Consider the following 20,951-nt stretch of genomic DNA (forward strand, 5'->3'; position numbering starts at 1 on the left):
CGCTGCTTTCAAGCAATGCGGAAACTCACGCGTGTCGTTCAACCCGGGGTTGAACCCTAGTCAGATTTGTCGCCACCGGCCAGGTTCTTCTTGGAGCCGGTCTTGAAATCGGTTTCGTACCAACCGCTGCCGCTGAGGCGAAAGCCCGGCATCGACAGTTGTTTCTTGAGCTCTGGCGCCTGACAGGCAGGGCAGTCGACCAGCGGTGCCTCGCTGATCTTTTGAATGGCTTCCAACTGATGACCACAGGAAGCACATTGGTAATCGTACATCGGCATGGGGGTGTCTCGGCGATCAGATTGCCACCGCGCGCGGGGCTTTGCGGCGAAAGAGCGGGATTATATCCATTAAATGCGGCCTGTGCAGCCGTAAGACTGCACAGGCCGACACCTTGCCTGCAACCGTTGTTTCAGAGCAAAATGGCGGGTGCTGGCGCCTTCACGCCATTGATTACACACACCACCCGCACCAGCGCGCTGAAGTTTTTCACCCCGCCGTGGCGCAAATGCACTTCGCGATCTACGTGGGACAACAACGAGCTGACTGAGCAGCAATTGTCTTCGGCCATGCGACCGAGGATGTTCCAGTAGACTTGCTCCAGTCGCAGGCAAGTCGAAAACCCGTTGAGCCGCACTGAGCGTGACAGAGGCCGGACCAGCGCCATGTCGAACTCGTTGACGAACGGATCAGCCTTTATTTCATAGGGCAAGCCGACAATCCTGTCGCCTCTCCTGTCTCCATCTACCATATCGTTGACACTCCTTTGTCATCGCGGCTTTTTATCAAAGCCATCTTCCGTGCCTTCATAAGAGCGCAGACGCAAAGTTATATCCAGACGACTTATTGACCATCACCGTAGGATAAGCCGACGATCAAAGTAAGAGATCGGACGAAGCGCGAACCGCCGGCCCGCGCCTCCGGTTACGCCTCAAGCAGCGCGCGCAGCATCCACGCGGTCTTCTCGTGCACTTGCATACGCTGGGTCAGCAGGTCGGCAGTCGGTTCGTCGCTGACCTTGTCCAGCAGCGGAAAAATCCCCCGAGCAGTGCGGGTGACCGCTTCCTGCCCCTGGACCAGTTGCCTGATCATGTCCTCGGCACTCGGCACCCCCTCCTCTTCCTTAATAGAAGAAAGACGCGCGTACGTGGCGTAGGCGCCCGGCGCCGGAAACCCCAGCGCGCGAATACGCTCGGCGATCAGATCCACGGCCAGCGCCAGTTCGTTGTACTGCTCTTCGAACATCAGATGCAGCGTGCGAAACATCGGGCCGGTAACGTTCCAGTGGAAATTATGGGTTTTCAGGTACAACACGTAGGTGTCCGACAACAGACGGGAAAGCCCTTCGACGATGGACTTGCGATCTTCTTCACTGATACCGATATCGATTGCCATGTTTACCCCCTGACGGTGATTGAATTCATCCAGCAAGTGCAGCCCCACTCTAGCAAGGCAATCACAACCCCGCAGCCTTGATGCGCAACCCGGACTGCGACAAATCGCCCGGTGCCATGCCGTTGGCCGCCCTGATTTGAGTACCCGCAGGCTTTGCTGTTAAATAGGCAGTGTGTCGCTATGCCCCATTTTTCGGGGACTTGCGCATAGGCTGATCCGGGTACGTGTCCACCGCCTCTTTATTGTTCCGAAGCGAACCGTGCGCTTTCAGCTCTTCCTTGTGAGCCGTCATAACGTGAGCCAATCAAAATGTTGAAAATCGTCCACCTGCTAATGGGCGCAGCCGCATTGCTGCTGTCGTTCATACCCAGTCTGAAAGCCGAAGCCGTTCCCTACCTGCAACAACCCGATGCACTTTACCTGGCCTTTTTCGGCCTGCTGAATCTGGTCATCGCTCCAGTGATTCCTTACTGGAACAAAGGCCCGCGCCAGCATCTGCAAAATCTGGTCAGCGCGCTGCTGGTGCTGACCGTCGTCCTGCAAACCCTGACCCTGATCGCGCCGATGCCGGTGATTGCCGGTCAGCCAGCGGTGCTGTTCAGCCTGGTCATTGCCCTGATCGCCGTGGCTTTGCACCTCGCCGTCAGCTTCTACAAATCTTCACCTGCCGCCGCGCCAACCAGCTATGACATGAGCAATCGCGATACCGGCACCGTCAAGTGGTTCAACACTTCCAAAGGCTTCGGCTTTATCTCCCGGGATTCCGGCGATGATATTTTCGTGCACTTCCGTGCAATCCGTGGCGAAGGCCACCGCGTTCTGGTGGAAGGCCAGCGCGTGGAGTTCTCGGTGATGAACCGAGACAAAGGCCTGCAAGCCGAGGACGTGATCGCCGCTCTGCCGCGACGCTGATCCAAAGCAAAAAACCGCGAACAGCAACGCTGTTCGCGGTTTTTTTATGCCCGCCGAAAGTCCGTCAGACTCAGTAATGCGGTGGTGGCGCTTCTTCTTCGAACGATTCGAACTGGCCGACCATTTCTTCCTGACGCTTGAGCAGCGCCGCCATCTGCAATTGCAGACGCTCAACCACTCGCTGCTGCGCCACCAGCACATCGTTCAGTGCCTGAATGGTGTCATCCTGAAAAGCCAGACGGCTTTCCAGATCGGTAACGCGTTCTTCCAGACTCATGACTCAGCCCTCCGCAAAAGTGAAATCATCGGTCAGCACCACACGCAATCGCGCGCGAATGGCCGCCACCTGCTCATTGCTATAAGGCTTGGCAGGGTGTTTGCCCCAGACCGGCGCCGGCCATGCTGCATCGTCACGCTTGCGCACGATGACATGCATGTGCATCTGACTGACCACGTTGCCCAGGGTCGCGACGTTCATTTTGTCGGCATCGAACAAATCCTTGAGCAACTCTGCCAGCGCAGTCGTTTCGAGCCATAACTGTTGCTGGTCGGCGACATTCAACTGAAACAACTCACTGATATCGTCGCGACGAGGTACCAGGATGAACCACGGGTAGTTGGCGTCGTTGGACAGCAGCAGCCGGCACAGCGGGAAGTCGCCGATGGGCAAGGTGTCCTGTTGAAGTCGTGAATCTAAAGCAAACACTGCGCGCACTCCCGGCTGTTTTTACATTATTCAGCTTAGCGGCCAGCCACAGTGGCGGCGCACCAAGCGACAGGCTGGCAGCATACCTGCGAATGCGCCGGCCTTCACGACGACAGTCACCCCCTTGTGGATCCGGGCGCCCCGACATGGAACATTTCCGATCATCACGCACCAGCACGGAACCGACGACGGCTTAAAGCGTGAATAAATGACTGAAATCAGCGATGTCGTTCCGCGCCTGTATCAGCATCAACTGTCTGAAACCGGTACAGCTGTAAAATTTTTTGCACCAAAACCGCACAGTGCGTCTACGCTCATTGCGGCAAGCATCCGCCGAATACTCACCGACGGGGTGAACCGGTAACGTTTTTGGTTGTCACGCTCGCGAAACAGCGTGACAACACCATAGGAAGAATGGCGTCAAGCTTGGGTAAAAAGCGGCTTGGCGCCCCGTATTTATAAGGTTTTTACAGGTAAAGACGGGCGTTCGAAAAAATAAACGCAGCAACACCGACGTTTGTGCACGCTTGTTGCATTCGTACACATATGGGCTATAAGCGCACCACCGGACGTGGATGCCTCAAGCCCAAGAAAAACAGTGGCAGGGTTGCCCGATGGAGATTCAAGTGTTTTGCCAGGGACTCTTTTTTACCGATGCAAAAAGGCCCAGAAACAGCGAGAAAGTTGTCAGTCCGGCTGCGTCGGTACTGTGAATTTGCGACATCCACCACGCCATTTGCGACAACGTCGTAAAGAAGCTGAAAGGTTGGAATAGCAAGTATCGCCAACATTGTCGGCGTGATATAAGTTTGCGCCGACACAAAAAGAAAGAGCCGCCCAGATAATAAAACAGGTGGGACGGCAGTACTCTTCTAAAACCAAAGGAGCAAATCACGATGCGCGTGATGAAGTGGAGCATGATCGCACTGGCAGTTGCAGCAGCCGCCAGTTCTCAGTTGGCTACGGCCGCCCCGTTTGTAAGTGATCAGTCTGAAGCCAAAGGCTTTGTTGAAGACGCGAAACTCACCGAGACGTTGAAGAACTACTACTTCAACCGCGACAACAAGAACGGTGGCGCTGATCAGAAAGACTGGACCCAAGGCTTCCTGGGTAACTTCACCTCCGGTTACACCCAAGGTACTGTCGGCGTAGGTGTCGACGCTTTCGGTTACCTGGCGATCAAACTGGACGGCGGTGACGGTACTTCCGGTTCGGGCAACATGAGCCGCAGCAACCACGTTGATCCTCTGAATGGTTCTCGCGATGTCGATGACAGCCAGGGCAAAGCCGGCGCTGCCATTAAATTCCGCGTTTCCAAAACCGAGCTGAAAGTCGGCGACCAGCAGCCAAGCACTGCTCCAGTGTTCGCTGTCGGCGGTTCCCGCATCATTCCGCAATCTGCCAGCGGCTTCCAGCTGCAGAGCAGCGAGATCAAAGATCTTGACCTCGAAGCCGGTCACTTCTACTCGGCGACCAGCCAGGACAAGAACGCCCGTAACGGCGGTCTGTACTCCAACTACTCTGGCGTAGAAGCCGACTCGATCGACTACTTCGGCGGTAAGTACGGCATCACCGAAAACCTGAGCGCATCGCTCTACGGCGCCAAGCTGGAAGACATCTGGAACCAGTACTACGCGAACGTGAACCTGACCACCCCATTCGGTGGTGACACTTCGCTGAACACTGACTTCAACATCTACCGCACCACCGACACCGGTGACAAGCTGGCGGGTGACATCAGCAACACTGCCTTCTCCCTGGCAACCGCGCTGTCGTTCCTGAAAGCTCACACCTTCACCCTGGCCTTCCAGAAGGTCAACGGCGATACCCCGTTCGACTACGTCGGTGTGGGTAAAAACAACCGTGGTGGCGATTCGATTTTCCTCGCCAACTCCATCCAGTACTCTGACTTCAACGGTCCTGGCGAGAAATCGGTTCAAGCCCGTTACGACCTGAAAATGGCTGAGTACGGCGTTCCAGGCCTGAGCTTCATGGTTCGTTACGTTAAAGGTTGGGACATCGACGGTACCGGTCTGGCTGCAAACAGCCAATACCGCACCAACACCGGCGCACCACTGTACGGTGAAGATGGCAAACACCACGAAACCAACTTCGAAGCCAAGTACGTTGTTCAGTCTGGCCCGGCTAAAGACCTGTCCTTCCGTATTCGTCAAGCCTGGCACACTGCCAACGCTGACCAAGGCGAAGGCGATGTCAAAGAGTTCCGCCTGATCACCGAGTACCCACTGAACATCTTGTAATTGTCAGTGGTTAGTTTGAAAGCATAAAAAAAGGCCCATCTTCGGATGGGCCTTTTTATTGCCTGTCACTTGCGATAGTTGCCTGACCGACAAGTCAGGCAATTAATTAGCAACCTATCATTATGTTGCCGATTCCTGTACCACGCGAATCACGCGTTGCGGAAAAGGAATATCAATGCCCGCAGTCTTTAAACGGTCACGCGACTGTTCGTTAAACATGAACATCACATCCCAATAGTCTGCGGTTTTAACCCATACGCGCAGAGAAACTGTGATCGAGCTGTCGCCCAAAGTAGAAATCACGGCTTGTGGCGCCGGATCCTGTAACACGCGGTCATCCTTGGCCAGATCCAGCAGCACCTGACGGGCCTTTTGCAGATCGGCTTCGTAGTCGACACCCACATCGAATACAACCTTGCGGGTCGGCTGACGGTTGGTGTTGGTGATGATGCCATTCGACAGATTGCCGTTTGGCACGATGATGGTTTTGTTGTCGCCGGTACGCAGCACCGTGTGGAAAATCTGGATGCTGTCGACGGTACCCGACACGCCTTGCGCTTCGATCCAGTCACCGATGCGGAACGGGCGGAACAACAGAATCAGCACGCCGCCGGCGAAATTCGCCAGGCTGCCTTGCAACGCCAGACCGATGGCCAGACCGGCAGCACCGATGGCGGCAACGAACGAGGTGGTTTCCACACCGATCATCGACGCGACGCTGACAATCAGCAAAACCTTGAGAATGATGTTTGCCAGGCTGCTGATGAAGCCTTGCAGGGCCAGGTCAGCGTTGCGCAGCGCCAGCAGGCCACCGAGTTTCTGCGTGACCTTGTTGATCAGCCACCAGCCGATCGCCAGCGTAATCACCGCCAGCAGCACGCGGCTGCCGTATTCCATGATCATCGGGATCCACGCTTGGGATGCCTTGACCAGGTTGTCCACCTCAGCATTCAAATCCATCTTCTATCTCCTGATTTCCGGCCGTTCGGCATGCGAAAAATAAGCGGCAGAAAAACCGCCGGGTGTACATAAATCCATAGTGGGGGGGGCTTGCTCCCGAAAGCGTTGTGTCACTCAGCAATTGGTCTGATTGAGGCAGCGCCTTCGGGAGCAAGCCCCCTCCCACAGGGTAATGATGCGTGTGCTTAGTCGCGGAAGTTGTTGAACTGCAGAGGCATGCCGAATTCCTTGGCACGCAGGGCAGCGATGGCTTCTTGCAGGTCATCACGCTTCTTGCCGGTCACACGCACCTGCTCGCCCTGAATGGCGGCCTGTACCTTGAGCTTGGCTTCCTTGATGTGGCCGACGATCTTCTTCGCCAGTTCCTTGTCGATGCCTTCCTTGAGGACGGCGTCCTGCTTCATCAGCTTGCCCGATGCGAAGGAGTCTTTGACCTCAAGGCACTGCACGTCGATCTTGCGCTTGACCAGCGCCAGCTTGAGGATTTCGATCATCGCTTCCAGCTGGAAATCGGCTTCAGCGGTCAGGTGGACGGTCAGGTCCTTTTCCTTGAATTCGAAACTGCCCTTGCCTTTCAGGTCATAACGACGATCGAGTTCCTTCACGGCGTTCTCGACCGCGTTGGTGAGTTCGTGTTTGTCCAGTTCGGATACCACGTCGAACGACGGCATGTAATCTCTCCAATAAAAAGGCGCGCTCGATGTGGATGGAGCGCGCTTGGCTTGCGGTTAAAATCGGGCTCATTATAACGGGTCTTTTCCTGTCGACACGGCGAGCCGCACATGCCTGCAACCAATCGAGCAAAAAACTGATGTCTACCCCCTGGCATGTTCTCGGCGCCGGCAGTCTCGGCACACTGTGGGCTACACGGCTGGCCCGGGCCGGAGTGCCGGTCAGACTGATCGTGCGCGACGCCGCACGTTTGCAAAGCTACAACGCCGCGGGTGGTTTGACGCTCGTGGAACAGGGACAAGCGAATACTTATGCAGTTCCCGGCGAAACCCCGGACAACCCCGAACCGATCCGCCGCCTGCTGGTAGCCTGCAAGGCCTACGACGCTGAAAGTGCGGTCGCCCTCCTCGCTCCGCGCTTGGCACCCGATGCCGAACTGATCCTGTTGCAAAACGGCCTCGGCAGTCAGGACGCCGTTGCCGCAAAAGTGCCGCAGGCGCGCTGTATCAGCGCTTCCAGCACGGAGGGCGCGTTCCGCGACGGTGACTGGCGCGTGGTGTTCGCCGGTCACGGTTTCACCTGGCTGGGCGATGCCGCGCACCCGGTGGCGCCGATCTGGCTGGACGACCTGCAAGCGGCCAAGATCCCCCACGAGTGGAGCACCGACATCCTCACCCGGTTGTGGCGCAAACTGGCGCTCAACTGCGCAATCAATCCGCTGACCGTGCTGCACGACTGCCGCAACGGTGGATTGCAGGCACATCACTGCGAAGTCGCGACACTGTGTGCAGAGCTGGCCGAACTGCTGCAGCATTGCGGCCAACCGGCAGCAGCGGACAACCTGCAACAGGAAGTCGAGCGGGTGATCCAGGCCACCGCTGCCAATTACTCGTCGATGTATCAGGACGTTGCCAACCAGCGCCGTACCGAAATCAGCTATCTATTGGGCCACGCCTGCACAGTCGCCGCGCGCCACCAACTGAATCTGCCGCACCTCAAGCAACTGCAGCAACGGCTGGTTGCCCATCTGCACAGCCTTGGATTGCCCAGCGACTGAGCAGCGGCTACGCTGGCCACTTGTTCCTCTGCTGCGATAAACCTGATGCCATTGCGCCAGCGCCTCGAAAACCTGCCGGTCGGCCAGAAACTGCTGGCCGCCCTGCTGGTGTTGTTGACCACGGTCTTGCTGGTCGCCAACCTGACCTTTATCAGCGCCGCCTACTACATTTCCCAGGAAAGCATGGCACCGCAGGCCTTGCAGACCATCGGCCGACTGATCTCCAACCCGAGCCTGGTCGGCGAAGCCCTGCAATCGCCGCAAAGCGCCGAACGCCTGCTCAAGGAACTCGACAGCTATTCACCGCTGCGTGCCGCCGCGCTGTATGACGGCAAGGGCGAGCGTCTGGCGCAAGTGCATCGCGGCGACAAACTCGACCTGCCTGAACGTTATCGACACATCGAGGCCTGGCAGCTCACCGAGTTTCGCAGCAACCAACTGATCACCCTGCCCCGCCCCGGCACCGCACCGGGTCATCTGTTACTGGTGGCCAGCAGTGAACTGCCGGTGGCGTTCTACACCGGCACACTGACAGCGAGCCTCGGCATTCTGATTTTCAGCGTGCTGTTGTGGCTGGTGATTGCCCGGCAGATCAAACGCCTGATCACCCGACCGATTCACCAACTGGAAGAACTCTCGCGTCAGGTTACTCGCGAGGAGAACTACGCCCTGCGCGCCTCACGCGGCAACCACGATGAAATCGGCAGTCTCGCCGAGGCGTTCAACACCATGCTTTCGCGCATCGAAGCCCGCGAGCAGCAACTCAAGCGTGCCCGCGACGACTCGCAAGCCGCTTACGATCAGGCCCAAGGGTTGGCCGAAGAAACCCGTCACACCAACCGCAAACTGGAACTCGAAGTTCAGGTGCGCAGCAAGATCGAGAAGAAACTCACCGGGTTCCAGAATTACCTCAACAGCATCATCGACTCGATGCCCTCGGCGCTGATCGCCCTCGATGAACAGCTCTACGTCACGCAATGGAACCAGGAAGCCAGCGCGCTCTCCGGGACGCGGCTGGACGAGGCACTGAACCAGCCGATTTTCCTCGCCTTCGAACCGCTCAAGCCATTTTTGCCGCAGCTCAAGCAGACCGTCGAACAGCACACCGTGGCGAAAATCGAGCGCGTCACCTGGTTCAAGGACGATGAGCCCAAGCATTACGCCCTGACGTTTTATCCGCTGATGGGCGGCGCCGGCCGTGGCGTGGTGATCCGGATCGACGACATCACTCAGCGCCTGTCCCTGGAAGAAATGATGGTGCAGTCGGAAAAAATGCTCTCGGTCGGCGGCCTCGCCGCCGGCATGGCCCACGAGATCAACAACCCGCTCGGAGCAATCCTGCACAACGTGCAGAACATCCGCCGGCGCCTGTCGACAGAGCTGCCGAAGAACCTCGAAACCGCCGAGCAAATGGGCATTGAACTGGACACGGTCAACCGTTACCTGCAAAACCGCGAGGTTCCGCAACTGCTCGATGGCATTCAACAGGCTGGTGCACGAGCGGCAAAAATCGTCACGCACATGCTCAGTTTCAGCCGTCGCAGCACCCGGCAGATGGCCCCGTGCGATCTGCCGGCATTGATCGATCAAGCGGTGGAAATTGCCGGCAACGACTTCGATCTGGCCATCGGTTTCGACTTCAAGGGCCAGGCGATCATCCGCCAGTTCGACCCGGCGCTCGGCCCGGTGCCGGGCACCGCCAACGAACTGGAGCAAGTGCTGCTCAATTTGCTGAAAAACGCCGCACAAGCGATTCACCAGCGCGAAGACGACAGCGAGCCGGGGCGGATTACCCTGCGCACCCGGCTCAATCCGCCGTGGGCCGAAATTCAAGTCGAGGACAACGGCATCGGCATGAGCGAGAGCGTGCGCAAACGCACTTTCGAGCCGTTTTTCACCACCAAGGAAATCGGCCAGGGCACCGGTCTGGGCTTATCCGTGTCGTACTTCATCATCACCAACAACCACAAAGGCCAAATGGAAGTGCAATCGGCGCCGGGCCAAGGCACGTGTTTCACCCTGCGCTTGCCGCTGGCACAACCGGCGCCGATGGCGGCCGAAACCAATTTATCAACGAGGTAACCCATGGGCTTTCGCTTGTCGAAGATTTACACCCGCACCGGCGACAAAGGCGAAACCGGCCTGGGCGATGGCCGCCGCGTGCCCAAGGATCACCCGCGCATCGAGGCAATCGGCGAGGTCGATACGCTGAACAGTCAGGTGGGCGTGTTGCTCGCAGGCTTGATCGCCGAGCGCGAGCGACTTCCGGGCTTGAGTGAACTGATCGATGTATTGGCGCCTTGTCAGCATCGGCTGTTCGACCTTGGCGGCGAATTGGCGATGCCGGAATATCGGGCGCTGAACGCGGCAGAAATCGAACGGCTGGAAGCGGCGATCGATGTCTGGAATGAAGAGTTGGGGCCGCTGGAGAATTTCATTCTGCCGGGCGGTTCGATGCTGATCGCACAAGCGCATGTTTGCCGGAGTCTGGCGCGCAGTGCCGAACGGCGCTGTCAGCACTTGAATGCGCTTGAACCGTTGGCCGGGGTTGGCCTGGCTTACATCAATCGGTTGTCGGATTTGTTGTTTGTGGCGGCGCGATTGATTGCGAGGCGGCAGGGGATTGCCGAAATTTTGTGGCAGCCGGCAGCGAAACCTTCAGATCAGTAGTGCCTGTCAGGACGCCTTCGCGAGCAAGCCCGCTCCCACAATTGATTGCATTCCTACTGGAAGAACTCGATCAACTGTGGGAGCGGGCTTGCTCGCGAAGAGGCCATCAGCCTCTACACACAATCAGGTCTCAGGCCAGAACGCCCGAATCCCCGCTACACCCTGAGCCCCGCAGCCCCAGGCCTTTTCCCGCTCAGCCGGACCCACGCCGCCGAGCAGAAACACCGGTTTGCTGAAACCTTCGATCAAGGTCGACGCCTGCTCCCAGCCCAACGGCTGCGCGTCCGGGTGCGTCAGCGTTGGCTGCACGGGCGACAGCGTCACGAAGTCCACACCCATCTTCTCGGCCAGTGCCAGCTCTTCAGCGTTATGGCAGGACGCCGCCAGCCAGCGTTGCGCCGGTAACGGGCGCCCCGCTTCGGCGTATTTGCGCAACTGAGCGGAGGTGATGTGCCAACCGGCAGAAGGGAAATCGCCGAGCCATTCGAACGGCCCTTTGATCATCAGTTGTGCCTTGCCGGCACACAGACCCGCCGCATCCACTGCCAGATCGCGATATTTGGGGTCGTAACCATTCGGTGCGCGCAGCTGAATCAGTTTGATCCCGCCCGCGATTGCCTTCTGGATGCCACGCAGCAATGCCGGCGCTTCGAGGTGTTCCGGGGTGATCAGATATTCAGCGGGCAAACGCGCCGCCGCGACGATCGGCTGATTGGCGGCCGGAAACTCATAGTCCGCCAGCTCTTTCGCGGTGACCCAGGCCAATGGCTGGCCCTCGGCACCGTGAGGCTCGCCGCTGAAGTTCGAGACTTCCCAGACATCCAGCAATACCTGTTTGTCGGGGTAGTCGTGACGCACTTTGATCAGCGGACGGGCAGCGCCAACGACAATGCCCAACTCTTCGTGTAGCTCACGGGCCAGCGCAGTTTCGACTGACTCGTCAGCCTCGACCTTGCCGCCCGGAAACTCCCACAGACCGCCCTGATGCTGCGTGTCGGCACGGCGGGCAATGAGGATTTTGCCGCTGTCGTCACGAATGACGGCAGCCGCGACGTGTACGCGTTTCACGGGGTCAACTCCTCCAGTCCAGCCTTCTGCCATGCCTTGAAGGCCGGCCATTGGTAGACGGTTTCAACATAAGCTTCGTCGGCAGCAGGCAGCTTCACCTGATAGGTGCGCAGGCGCACGGCAATCGGCGCGAAGAATGCGTCTGCCAGGCTCACACGACCAAACAGGTACGGCCCGTCTTCGGTCGCGGCGGCACGGCATTCAGCCCACAGCGCGAGCATGCGCTCGATATCGACTTTCACTTCCGGCGGCTGCGGATTCAGTGGCGCGTCGTGACTGAGGTTAAACGGCATGTGATTGCGCATCGCGAAGAAGCCGCTGTGCATCTGCGCGCAGGCGGATCGGGCCTGGGCACGGGCAAAAACATCGCTGGGCCAGAGCTGTTCGGACGGGAACTGCTCGGCGAGGTATTCGGCAATCGCCAGTGAGTCGGCAATGGTACCGCGGGTGGTTTTCAGCAGCGGAACCTTGGCGGTCGGCGAATGTTTGAGCAGTTGTTCGCGAGTGCCGGGGGTGCCGAGCTTGATCAGTTCTTCGTTGTAGGGCGCACCGGTCAGTTCAACGGCCAGTGCGGCGCGCAGAGACCAGGAGGAAAGCAGCTTGTCGCCGATGATCAGGTGAAGGCTCATGTTCGGGTCCTTTCATGGGACAGAAGAAAAGGAGGTCCGCAGACCTCCTCCTTCGGCAGGGATCAGGTGCGGTATTCGGCGTTGATCTTCACATACTCATGCGACAGGTCGGTGGTCCAGATGGTTTCGCTGCAATCGCCACGACCCAGTTCGATGCGAATGGTGATTTCTTCCTGCTGCATCACCGCTGCACCCTGCGCTTCAGTGTAGGTCGCGGCACGAGCGCCACGGCTGGCGATGCACACTTCGCCAAGGAACACGTCGATCTTGCTCACGTCCAGATCCGGCACACCGGCACGGCCCACGGCAGCAAGAATGCGGCCCCAGTTCGGGTCGGAAGCGAACAGTGCGGTTTTGATCAGCGGCGAGTGCGCCACGGTGTAGCCAACGTCCAGACATTCCTGGTGGTTGCCGCCGCCATTGACTTCAACCGTGACGAACTTGGTCGCGCCCTCGCCGTCGCGCACGATGGCCTGGGCCACGTCCATGCACACCTCGAACACCGCTTGCTTCAATTTGGCAAACAGCTCGCCTTCGGCACGGGTGATTTCCGGCAGTGCAGCCTTGCCAGTGGCGATCAGCATGCAGCAGTCGTTGGTCGAGGTGTCGCCGTCGATGGTGATACGGTTGAACGACTTGTTGGCACCGTCGAGCATCAGGTTATGCAGCACCTCACGCGAGACTTTGGCGTCGGTGGCGATGTAACCAAGCATGGTTGCCATGTTCGGGCGGATCATGCCCGCGCCCTTGCTGATGCCGGTGACAGTGATGGTCACGCCGTCATGCTGGAACTGGCGGCTTGCGCCCTTTGGCAAGGTATCAGTGGTCATGATGCCGGTGGCGGCCGCTTCCCAGTTGTTTTCCGAGAGGTCGTCCAGCGCGGCTTGCAGTGCGCCTTCGATCTTCTCGACCGGCAGTGGCTCGCCGATCACACCCGTGGAGTACGGCAGCACTTGATCCGCCGCAACGCCGGTCAGCTCAGCCAGTTTCGCGGTGGTGCGCTCGGCAGCCGCCAGTCCAGGCTCGCCGGTGCCGGCGTTGGCATTGCCGGTGTTGGTCAAGAGGTAACGAACAGGGTTTTGCACGCGTTTTTTCGCCAGGATCACCGGCGCTGCACAAAAGGCGTTCAGCGTGAACACGCCCGCCACGGTGGAACCTTCGGCGCAGTGCATCACCACGACATCCTTGCGCCCTGGGCGCTTGATGCCGGCCGAGGCGATACCGAGTTCAAAACCGGCAACCGGGTGCAACGTTGGCAAAGGACCAAGACCAACAGCCATGAATGCGCTCCTTACTCAATGATGTCAGCACCGCTCACAGTGATGGCGGTGGTTTAAATGGCAAAACGCCGCGACGGCAGAAGCCGGTCGCGGCGCGGGTATTTCAGCGATTGAAACGGGTTTTACTGGATCTGCCCGTGGCAATGCTTGAATTTCTTGCCCGAACCGCAGTAGCACAGTTCGTTACGGCCCAGCTTCTGCTCGTTGCGAACCGGGGCGGTGGCGAGAGCCACATCGACCTCTTCACCCAGTGCTTCCGGTTGCTCCAGACCAGGCGCTTCGGCGTGTTCGAACTGCATGCGGGCGGCCAGTGCTTCGGCTTCCTGACGCAGGCGTTGCTCCTCGGCTTCCGGATCTTCGCGGCGAACCTGAACGTGCGACAGCACACGGATCGAATCGCGTTTGATCGAATCCAGCAGCTCGGAGAACAGCGTGAACGACTCGCGCTTGTATTCCTGTTTCGGGTTTTTCTGGGCGTAGCCACGCAGGTGGATACCGTGACGCAGGTGATCCATGGTCGACAGGTGGTCTTTCCACAGGTCGTCCAGAACGCGCAGAACGATTTGTTTCTCGAACGAGCGCAGTGCCTCGGCACCGGCCTGGTCTTCTTTCTCGTTGTACGCGGCGATCAGCTCGTTCATCAGCTTCTCGCGCAGGGTTTCCTCGTACAGATGATCGTCTTCGTCGAGCCATTGCTGGATCGGCAGTTTCACGCCGAAATCACTGGCAATCGACGCTTCCAGACCGGCCACGTCCCACTGCTCTGGCAGCGATTGCGGCGGAATGTGGGCGCTGACGGTAGCGTTGAGCACGTCCTGACGGAAGTCGGCGATGGTCTCGCCAATGTTGTCGGCGGCCAGCAACGTGTTACGCATGTGATAAATCACTTTACGCTGTTCGTTGTTGACGTCGTCGAACTCGAGCAGTTGCTTGCGAATGTCGAAGTTGCGGCCTTCAACCTTGCGCTGCGCCTTCTCGATCGCGTTGGTCACCATGCGGTGCTCGATCGCTTCGCCCGGCTGCATGCCCAGGGCTTTCATGAAGTTCTTCACTCGGTCAGAAGCGAAGATGCGCATCAGGCTGTCTTCGAGCGACAGGTAGAAGCGGCTCGAACCGGCATCGCCCTGACGGCCGGCACGGCCACGCAACTGGTTGTCGATACGACGGGATTCGTGACGCTCGGACGCGATCACCTGCAAACCGCCGGACTCCAGCACTTGCTGGTGACGCTTCTGCCAGTCGGCCTTGATCTGGGCAATTTGCTCAGGGGTCGGGTTTTCCAGCGATGCGACTTCAACTTCCCAGTTACCGCCCAAGAGGATGTCGGTACCACGACCAGCCATGTTGGTGGCGATGGTCAGGGCGCCCGGACGACCGGCCTGCGCGATGATTTCAGCTTCTTTTTCGTGGAACTTGGCGTTCAGAACCTTGTGTTCGATGCCTTCCTTCACGAGCAGTGCGGACATGTGCTCGGAGGTTTCGATGGTCGCCGTACCCACCAGCACCGGACGGCCAGCGGCCATGCTTTCCTTGATGTCCGCCACGATTGCCGCGTACTTCTCTTCGGCAGTGAGGAACACCAGGTCGTTGTAGTCCTTACGCGCCAACGGTTTGTTCGGCGGAATGACCATGACCGGCAGATTGTAGATCTGGTGGAATTCGAACGCTTCGGTGTCAGCGGTACCGGTCATGCCGGACAGCTTGGTGTACAGACGGAAGTAGTTCTGGAAGGTGGTCGAGGCCAGGGTCTGGCTCTCGGCCTGAATGTTCAGACCTTCCTTGGCTTCGATGGCCTGGTGCAGGCCCTCGGACAGGCGACGGCCCGGCATGGTACGACCGGTGTGTTCGTCGACCAGCACGACCTGACCGTCCTGCACGATGTATTCAACGTTGCGGTTGAACAGCTTGTGCGCACGCAGACCGGCATACACGTGGGTCAGCAGGCCCAGGTTATGCGCCGAGTACAGGCTCTCGCCTTCAGCCAGCAGGCCGACGCGGGTGAGCATGTCTTCGATGAACTGGTGACCGGCTTCATTGAGTTCGACCTGACGGGTCTTCTCGTCAACGGTGTAGTGGCCAGCCTTGGTGACTTCGCCTTCGACTTCTTCAACGTGCAGTTCCAGCTGCGGGATCAGTTTATTGATCTCCATGTACAGCTTGGAGCTGTCCTCGGCCTGACCGGAAATGATCAGCGGGGTACGCGCTTCGTCGATGAGGATGGAGTCGACTTCGTCGATCACGGCAAAATTGAGTTCACGCTGGAATTTTTCTTCCATGCTGAACGCCATGTTGTCGCGCAGGTAGTCGAACCCGAATTCGTTGTTGGTGCCGTAGGTGATATCGGCGGCGTACGCCAGACGCTTCTCTTCCGGTGGCTGGAACGGCGTCACGACGCCGACCGACAGGCCGAGGAATTCATACAGCGGGCGCATCCAGTTGGCGTCACGGCGGGCCAGGTAGTCGTTCACCGTCACAACGTGCACGCCCTTGCCGGACAGTGCGTTGAGGTAAACGCCCAGGGTTGCCACGAGGGTTTTACCCTCACCGGTGCGCATTTCGGCAATCTTGCCTTCGTGCAGGGTCATGCCGCCGACGAGTTGCACGTCGAAGTGGCGCATGCCCATGACGCGCTTACCGGCTTCACGGGCGACCGCGAAGGCTTCCGGCAACAGCTTGTCGAGGGTTTCCCCTTTGGCGATGCGGGCCTTGAACTCAGCGGTCTTGGCGCGCAATTGATCGTCCGAAAGGGCCACCATTTGCTCTTCGAAGGCATTGACGAGCTGCACCGTCTTGAGCATGCGTTTGACTTCACGCTCGTTCTTGCTTCCAAAAAGTTTCTTTAACAAAGGCGCAAACATATCGGCAGGATCTTCCACACTAAAGGGATGGAGGGCGGCCCCGTGAGCGTCGCCCGTGCAGCCCTCATGGCCGCATGCGAACGAGCATTCTACCCGGAAACGGAAGTGAGGAAAGTGGCGATATTCCACGATGCTGGCACTGCGCTTTGACGGGGCTCACTTAAAATAGGGGCGTTTTGCTCAACTTCAAGTCATACAAGGAAGAAGTTAGTCGTTGATTTAATGGGTAAAGCGGAGGCAAAAGCAATGGGCGAGTGATATCGGCCTTTCTGCTACCATGGCGTTTCTGTTACTTCAGGTGTTCGATCATGGCATTTCGCCCTCTTACGGCCAGAGCACCCGCCGTTCTGCTACGCGAAGCCAAACCGCTCAAAGCCATCCTCGGCCATGCCCAACGACTTGGGCATTTGCAGCGCCTGCTCGAGAGCCAGCTACAACCCGCCGCCCGCGAGCATTGTCATGTCGCATCGTGGCGTGAAGGCAGCCTGTTGCTGATTGTCACCGATGGCCACTGGGCGACGCGCCTGCGTTATCAACAAAAACGTCTGCAGCGTCAGTTGGTGATGTTTGATGAGTTCGCCAGCCTGACGCGGATTCTGTTCAAGGTGCAGCCGCCAACCGTCCAGCACGGCGCGACCGGGCACACCATGGATCTGTCGACGGATGCCGCGGCGACGATTCAAGCCACCGCCGACGGCATCAGTGATCCGGCTCTGCGGGCAGCGCTGGAACGACTGGCGGCGCACGCAAAAGCCAAGTCCTGACCTTCAGGCTTGCTCGCGAAAGCGGTCGCTGACTGACAGGACGCCTTCGCGAGCAAGCCCGCTCCCACATTTTGATCTGCATCCCACCCGAATTAACGGCGCTTGCTGCTCCCGAGCAGGGAACCCATCAAGCCGCGTACCAGTTGTTTGCCAAGGTTATTGGCGGCCTGGCGCATCGCCGATTTCAGTGCCTGCCCCGCCGCCGTGCCGAGAAACTCCCCTGCCCTGTCGGCAAGACTTGGCTCTTCAACCGCCGGTTTGCCGGCCGGTACTTCTGCCTCAGGCGCCAGCCCTTTGCGTCCCATCAGAATTTCATAAGCCGACTCTCTATCGATCGGCTTGTCGTACCGTCCCTTGAACGGCGAACCGGCGATCAACATCGTCCGCTCGGTCTCGGTCAGCGGGCCGATCCGCGATTGCGGTGGCGCGACCAGCACGCGTTGAACCATTTCGGGCGTACCTTTCTCGGCCAGCGTACCCACCAGCGCCTCGCCGATTCCCAATTCAGTCAGCACCGACAAACTGTCGAACGCCGGATTCGGCCGGAATCCGTCCGCCACCGCCCGCAGGGATTTCTGCTCTTTGGCGGTGAACGCCCGTAAACCGTGCTGGATGCGCAGGCCCAGTTGCGCCAAAACATCATCGGGCAGATCCGCCGGCGACTGGGTGACGAAATACACCCCAACCCCTTTCGAACGAATCAACCGCACTACCTGCTCCAAGCGTTCCTGCAAAGCCTTTGGCGTATCGCCGAACAACAAATGCGCCTCATCGAAAAACAGTGCCAGCAACGGCTTGTCGGCATCGCCACGCTCCGGCAGTTGCTCGAACAACTCGGCCAGCAGCCACAGCAGGAACGTCGCATAGACCTTCGGAGCCTCGTGCACCAGACGGCTGGCATCGAGCAGATGAATGCGCCCACGGCCATCAGCCGCTGGTTGCAGGATGTCTTCGAGTTGCAGCGCCGGTTCGCCAAACAAGGCTTCGGCGCCCTGCTGTTCAAGGGTCGCCAAGCGGCGCAGCAAGGCCTGACTGGAACCGGTGGTCATCAGGGCCGCGTCTTCGCCCAGCAGCTGCGGATTGTCCTTGAGGTGGTTGAGCAGCGCTTTCAGATCCTTCAGATCCAGCAGCAGCAAACCTTCACGATCAGCGACCTTGAAGGCCGCGTACAGCGCCGACTGCTGGCTGTCGGTGAGTTCCAGCAGACTGCCAATCAGCAGCGGGCCCATTTCACTCAATGTCGTGCGTAACGGATGACCGGACTCACCATGGATGTCCCACAACGTCACGGGATACGCCTGCGCCTTGTAGTTGAGCCACGGCATACCGGCGACGCGCTCGGCAACCTTGCCTTGCGGGTTGCCGGCGGCACCGAGACCGCACAGGTCACCTTTGATGTCGGCGGCAAACACCGCGACCCCGGCATCACTGAACGCCTCGGCGAGGCGCTGCAAGGTCACCGTTTTACCAGTGCCGGTCGCACCGGCGACCAGGCCGTGGCGGTTGGCCAGGCGCATGGCCTGGGCAATCGGTTGCCCCGCGAGATCGGCGCCGATTACGAGTTGCGATGAGTCAGGCATTTTGTCACCCAATGGTTAATCTTTGATTTCGCATGGCCGATACAAAGAGGTGTAAGACCCGACCACAAGTCAGGACAGACATTTCCCTAAGGAGAGACGGAAATATCAGCTTGCTTTCACCCTTGCCCATTTTGCGCGCTTCTATAAAAGCACGCCCTGGACATTAAGACCTTAGCGGAACCCCAAGCCATGAACAAAAATCTGCGTTTCAGCCATAAAATTTTGCTTGCCGCCGCCCTCATCGTCATCGCTGCCTTTGCCTCGTTCACGCTGTACAACGACTGGCTTCAGCGCAATGCGATCCGTGATGACCTGAACAACTACCTCAACGAGATGGGCGAGGTCACCGCCGGTAACATCCAGACCTGGCTCAGCGGGCGCATTCTGCTGGTCGAGAACGCTGCCCAGAACATCGCCATCAACCCCGAACCCGCCAACGTCGCCAGCCTGCTGGAACAGAAAACCCTGACTTCGACGTTCATGGCCACCTACCTGGGTGATGCCACCGGCCACTTCACCATCCGCCCGGACGTGAAGATGCCCGACGGTTTCGATCCGCGCGTGCGCCCCTGGTATAAAGGTGCAGAAAGCAGCAGCACCTCAACCCTGACCGAACCGTACATCGACGCCGCCACCGGCCAGTTGATCATTTCCATTGCCACGGCCTCGAAAAAGGCCGGCCAGAGCGTCGGTGTGGTCGGCGGCGACCTGAGCCTGCAATCGCTGGTCGACACCCTCGCCGCCCGGGATTTCGACGGCATGGGTTACGTGTTCCTGGTCAGCGCCGACGGCAAGATCCTCGTGCACCCGGACAAGGCGCTGGTGATGAAGTCACTCAAAGAAGCCTATCCGCAGGACACTCCGCGCATCAGCAGCGACTTCAGTGAAGTCACTGTCGACGGCAAGACCCGCATCGTCACTTTCGCGCCGATCAAAGGCCTGCCGTCGGTGAACTGGTACATCGGTCTGTCGGTGGACAAGGACAAAGCCTTCTCGATGCTCAGCGAATTCCGTGCCTCGGCGGTGATCGCCACGGTCATCGCAGTGGCAATCATCATCGCCCTGCTCGGCATGCTGATCCGCCTGCTGATCCAGCCACTGCACGTCATGACCCGCGCGATGGAAGACATCGCCGACGGCGAAGGCGACCTGACCAAACGCCTGACCATCCAGAGTCAGGACGAGTTCGGTGTACTCGGCAATGCCTTCAACCGTTTCGTCGAGCGCATCCACGGCTCGATCCGCGAAGTGTCGTCGGCCACCGGGCAGGTCAACGAAGTCGCGCTGCGTGTGGTCGCGGCGTCGAACTCGTCGATGTACAACTCCGATCAGCAGGCTTCGCGCACCAGCAGTGTCGCGGCGGCCATCAACCAGCTAGGCGCCGCCGCCCAGGAAATCGCCCGCAATGCGGCGCAGGCGTCGAACCAGGCCAGTGATGCCCGTGGTCTGGCCGAAGACGGCCAGCAAGTGGTGGATCGCAGCATCAAGGCAATGAATCAGCTGTCGAGCATGCTCAGTGCCTCGAGCAGCAATATTGAATCGCTGAACAGCAAAACCGTGAACATCGGCCAGATTCTCGAAGTGATCACCAGCATCTCCCAGCAAACCAACCTGCTGGCGCTCAATGCGGCGATTGAAGCGGCGCGCGCCGGTGAGGCCGGGCGCGGATTTGCGGTGGTGGCGGACGAAGTGCGTAATCTGGCGCACCGTACCCAGGAATCGGCGCAACAAGTGCAGACCATGATCGAGGAGCTGCAAGTCGGCGCCCGCGAGTCGGTCAGCACCATGAGCGACAGCCAGCGCCACAGCCAGGACAGCGTGGAAATCGCCAATCTCGCCGGGGAACGCCTGAACAGCGTGACGCAGCGCATTGGTGAAATCGACGGGATGAACCAGTCGGTGGCGACCGCGACCGAAGAGCAGACGGCGGTGGTTGAGTCGATCAATGTCGATATCACCGAGATCAACACGCTGAATCAGGAAGGTGTGGAAAACCTGCAGGCGACGTTGCGCGCGTGCTCGGATCTGGAGCAGCAGGCTTCGCGTCTGAAGCAATTGGTTGGCAGCTTCCGCATCTGAAGATCAAAAGCATTCCCCCTCACCCCAACCCTCTCCCCCAAAGGGGACGAGGGGAAAGGGAGC

At 59.0% G+C, this 20,951-nt stretch carries 20 protein-coding genes and 1 pseudogene; 9 read left to right on the top strand and 12 right to left on the bottom strand.

The window, feature by feature from the left end:
- Positions 1-56 precede the first annotated feature (56 nt).
- The 3 genes from F2P67_RS08045 to F2P67_RS08055 all read right to left on the bottom strand — a co-directional run bounded on the left by F2P67_RS08045 (position 57) and on the right by F2P67_RS08055 (position 1,392).
- Positions 57-278, bottom strand: a complete 222-nt coding sequence (locus F2P67_RS08045) for an FmdB family zinc ribbon protein (protein ID WP_166219204.1) — start codon at positions 276-278, stop codon at positions 57-59.
- 131 nt (positions 279-409) lie between these two features.
- Positions 410-748: a ribbon-helix-helix domain-containing protein gene (locus F2P67_RS08050; RefSeq protein ID WP_166219206.1), complete on the bottom strand. Its 339-nt coding sequence runs from the start codon at positions 746-748 to the stop codon at positions 410-412.
- 173 nt (positions 749-921) lie between these two features.
- The gene (locus F2P67_RS08055) at positions 922-1,392 is read right to left on the bottom strand and encodes a Dps family protein (RefSeq protein ID WP_166219208.1); all 471 of its coding nucleotides are present in this window, start codon (positions 1,390-1,392) and stop codon (positions 922-924) included.
- A gap of 309 nt (positions 1,393-1,701) precedes the next feature.
- On the opposite strand from F2P67_RS08055, the gene F2P67_RS27905 reads away from it, so the two are divergent.
- A complete protein-coding gene (locus F2P67_RS27905; RefSeq protein ID WP_166219210.1) occupies positions 1,702-2,304 on the top strand; it encodes a cold-shock protein in 603 nt (200 codons plus the stop codon).
- Positions 2,305-2,374: 70 nt separating this feature from the next.
- Here the strand turns inward: F2P67_RS27905 and F2P67_RS08065 are convergent, their stop codons facing one another.
- Positions 2,375-2,581 (bottom strand): SlyX family protein, encoded by a 207-nt coding sequence (locus tag F2P67_RS08065; RefSeq protein ID WP_007977339.1) that lies wholly within the window; start codon positions 2,579-2,581, stop codon positions 2,375-2,377.
- Positions 2,582-2,584: 3 nt separating this feature from the next.
- Complete coding sequence (locus F2P67_RS08070) at positions 2,585-3,010, bottom strand: HIT domain-containing protein (RefSeq protein ID WP_166219212.1); 426 nt, start codon at positions 3,008-3,010, stop codon at positions 2,585-2,587.
- 208 nt (positions 3,011-3,218) lie between these two features.
- Here F2P67_RS08070 and F2P67_RS08075 point away from each other — a divergent pair, with 208 nt between their 5' ends.
- Positions 3,219-3,374 carry a hypothetical protein gene (locus tag F2P67_RS08075; protein ID WP_166219214.1) on the top strand — a complete coding sequence of 52 codons (156 nt, stop codon included), beginning with the start codon at positions 3,219-3,221 and terminating at the stop codon, positions 3,372-3,374.
- A 532-nt stretch (positions 3,375-3,906) separates the two neighbouring features.
- Positions 3,907-5,271 carry an OprD family porin gene (locus F2P67_RS08080; protein ID WP_166219216.1) on the top strand — a complete coding sequence of 455 codons (1,365 nt, stop codon included), beginning with the start codon at positions 3,907-3,909 and terminating at the stop codon, positions 5,269-5,271.
- A 120-nt stretch (positions 5,272-5,391) separates the two neighbouring features.
- Here the strand turns inward: F2P67_RS08080 and F2P67_RS08085 are convergent, their stop codons facing one another.
- Positions 5,392-6,231 (bottom strand): mechanosensitive ion channel family protein, encoded by an 840-nt coding sequence (locus F2P67_RS08085; protein ID WP_166219218.1) that lies wholly within the window; start codon positions 6,229-6,231, stop codon positions 5,392-5,394.
- Positions 6,232-6,416: 185 nt separating this feature from the next.
- Positions 6,417-6,902 carry a YajQ family cyclic di-GMP-binding protein gene (locus tag F2P67_RS08090; RefSeq protein WP_007951218.1) on the bottom strand — a complete coding sequence of 162 codons (486 nt, stop codon included), beginning with the start codon at positions 6,900-6,902 and terminating at the stop codon, positions 6,417-6,419.
- A 140-nt stretch (positions 6,903-7,042) separates the two neighbouring features.
- On the opposite strand from F2P67_RS08090, the gene F2P67_RS08095 reads away from it, so the two are divergent.
- Genes F2P67_RS08095 through F2P67_RS08105 form a run of 3 tightly spaced genes read left to right on the top strand, consistent with a single transcriptional unit; the run spans position 7,043 to position 10,630 of the window.
- Complete coding sequence (locus F2P67_RS08095; RefSeq protein WP_166219220.1) at positions 7,043-7,960, top strand: putative 2-dehydropantoate 2-reductase; 918 nt, start codon at positions 7,043-7,045, stop codon at positions 7,958-7,960.
- Between the two features lie 45 nt (positions 7,961-8,005).
- A complete protein-coding gene (locus tag F2P67_RS08100; protein ID WP_166219222.1) occupies positions 8,006-10,042 on the top strand; it encodes a sensor histidine kinase in 2,037 nt (678 codons plus the stop codon).
- 3 nt (positions 10,043-10,045) lie between these two features.
- Entirely contained in the window at positions 10,046-10,630 is a 585-nt protein-coding gene (locus F2P67_RS08105; RefSeq protein ID WP_166219224.1) for a cob(I)yrinic acid a,c-diamide adenosyltransferase, read from the top strand.
- A gap of 123 nt (positions 10,631-10,753) precedes the next feature.
- Here F2P67_RS08105 and F2P67_RS08110 read toward each other — a convergent pair whose 3' ends face one another.
- From F2P67_RS08110 to secA, 4 genes are all read right to left on the bottom strand, one after another.
- Complete coding sequence (locus F2P67_RS08110) at positions 10,754-11,698, bottom strand: Nudix family hydrolase (RefSeq protein ID WP_166219226.1); 945 nt, start codon at positions 11,696-11,698, stop codon at positions 10,754-10,756.
- The gene (locus F2P67_RS08115) at positions 11,695-12,327 is read right to left on the bottom strand and encodes a glutathione S-transferase family protein (protein ID WP_166219228.1); all 633 of its coding nucleotides are present in this window, start codon (positions 12,325-12,327) and stop codon (positions 11,695-11,697) included. Before F2P67_RS08115 ends, F2P67_RS08110 begins: the two co-directional genes overlap by 4 nt.
- Before the next feature lie 62 nt (positions 12,328-12,389).
- Positions 12,390-13,607, bottom strand: coding sequence for a bifunctional glutamate N-acetyltransferase/amino-acid acetyltransferase ArgJ (gene argJ / locus F2P67_RS08120; RefSeq protein ID WP_166219230.1), 1,218 nt, complete (start codon positions 13,605-13,607; stop codon positions 12,390-12,392).
- 122 nt (positions 13,608-13,729) lie between these two features.
- Positions 13,730-16,465: a preprotein translocase subunit SecA gene (gene secA / locus F2P67_RS08125; protein WP_166219232.1), complete on the bottom strand. Its 2,736-nt coding sequence runs from the start codon at positions 16,463-16,465 to the stop codon at positions 13,730-13,732.
- A 308-nt stretch (positions 16,466-16,773) separates the two neighbouring features.
- Between secA and F2P67_RS08130 the strand changes: the two genes are divergently transcribed.
- On the top strand, positions 16,774-17,229 hold the full coding sequence (locus F2P67_RS08130; RefSeq protein ID WP_166219234.1) for a DUF721 domain-containing protein: 456 nt from the start codon (positions 16,774-16,776) through the stop codon (positions 17,227-17,229).
- Between the two features lie 92 nt (positions 17,230-17,321).
- Here the strand turns inward: F2P67_RS08130 and F2P67_RS08135 are convergent, their stop codons facing one another.
- A complete protein-coding gene (locus F2P67_RS08135; protein ID WP_166219236.1) occupies positions 17,322-18,809 on the bottom strand; it encodes a helicase HerA-like domain-containing protein in 1,488 nt (495 codons plus the stop codon).
- Positions 18,810-18,998: 189 nt separating this feature from the next.
- Here F2P67_RS08135 and F2P67_RS28065 point away from each other — a divergent pair.
- Together F2P67_RS28065 and F2P67_RS28070 are read left to right on the top strand one after the other, a co-directional pair.
- Positions 18,999-20,030 (top strand): annotated as a pseudogene (locus F2P67_RS28065) (HAMP domain-containing protein); the annotation flags it as partial.
- 93 nt (positions 20,031-20,123) lie between these two features.
- On the top strand, positions 20,124-20,888 hold the full coding sequence (locus tag F2P67_RS28070; RefSeq protein ID WP_371043227.1) for a methyl-accepting chemotaxis protein: 765 nt from the start codon (positions 20,124-20,126) through the stop codon (positions 20,886-20,888).
- Positions 20,889-20,951 lie beyond the last annotated feature (63 nt).

It is taken from the genome of Pseudomonas atagonensis (genome assembly GCF_011369485.1).
Taxonomy (GTDB): domain Bacteria; phylum Pseudomonadota; class Gammaproteobacteria; order Pseudomonadales; family Pseudomonadaceae; genus Aquipseudomonas; species Aquipseudomonas atagonensis.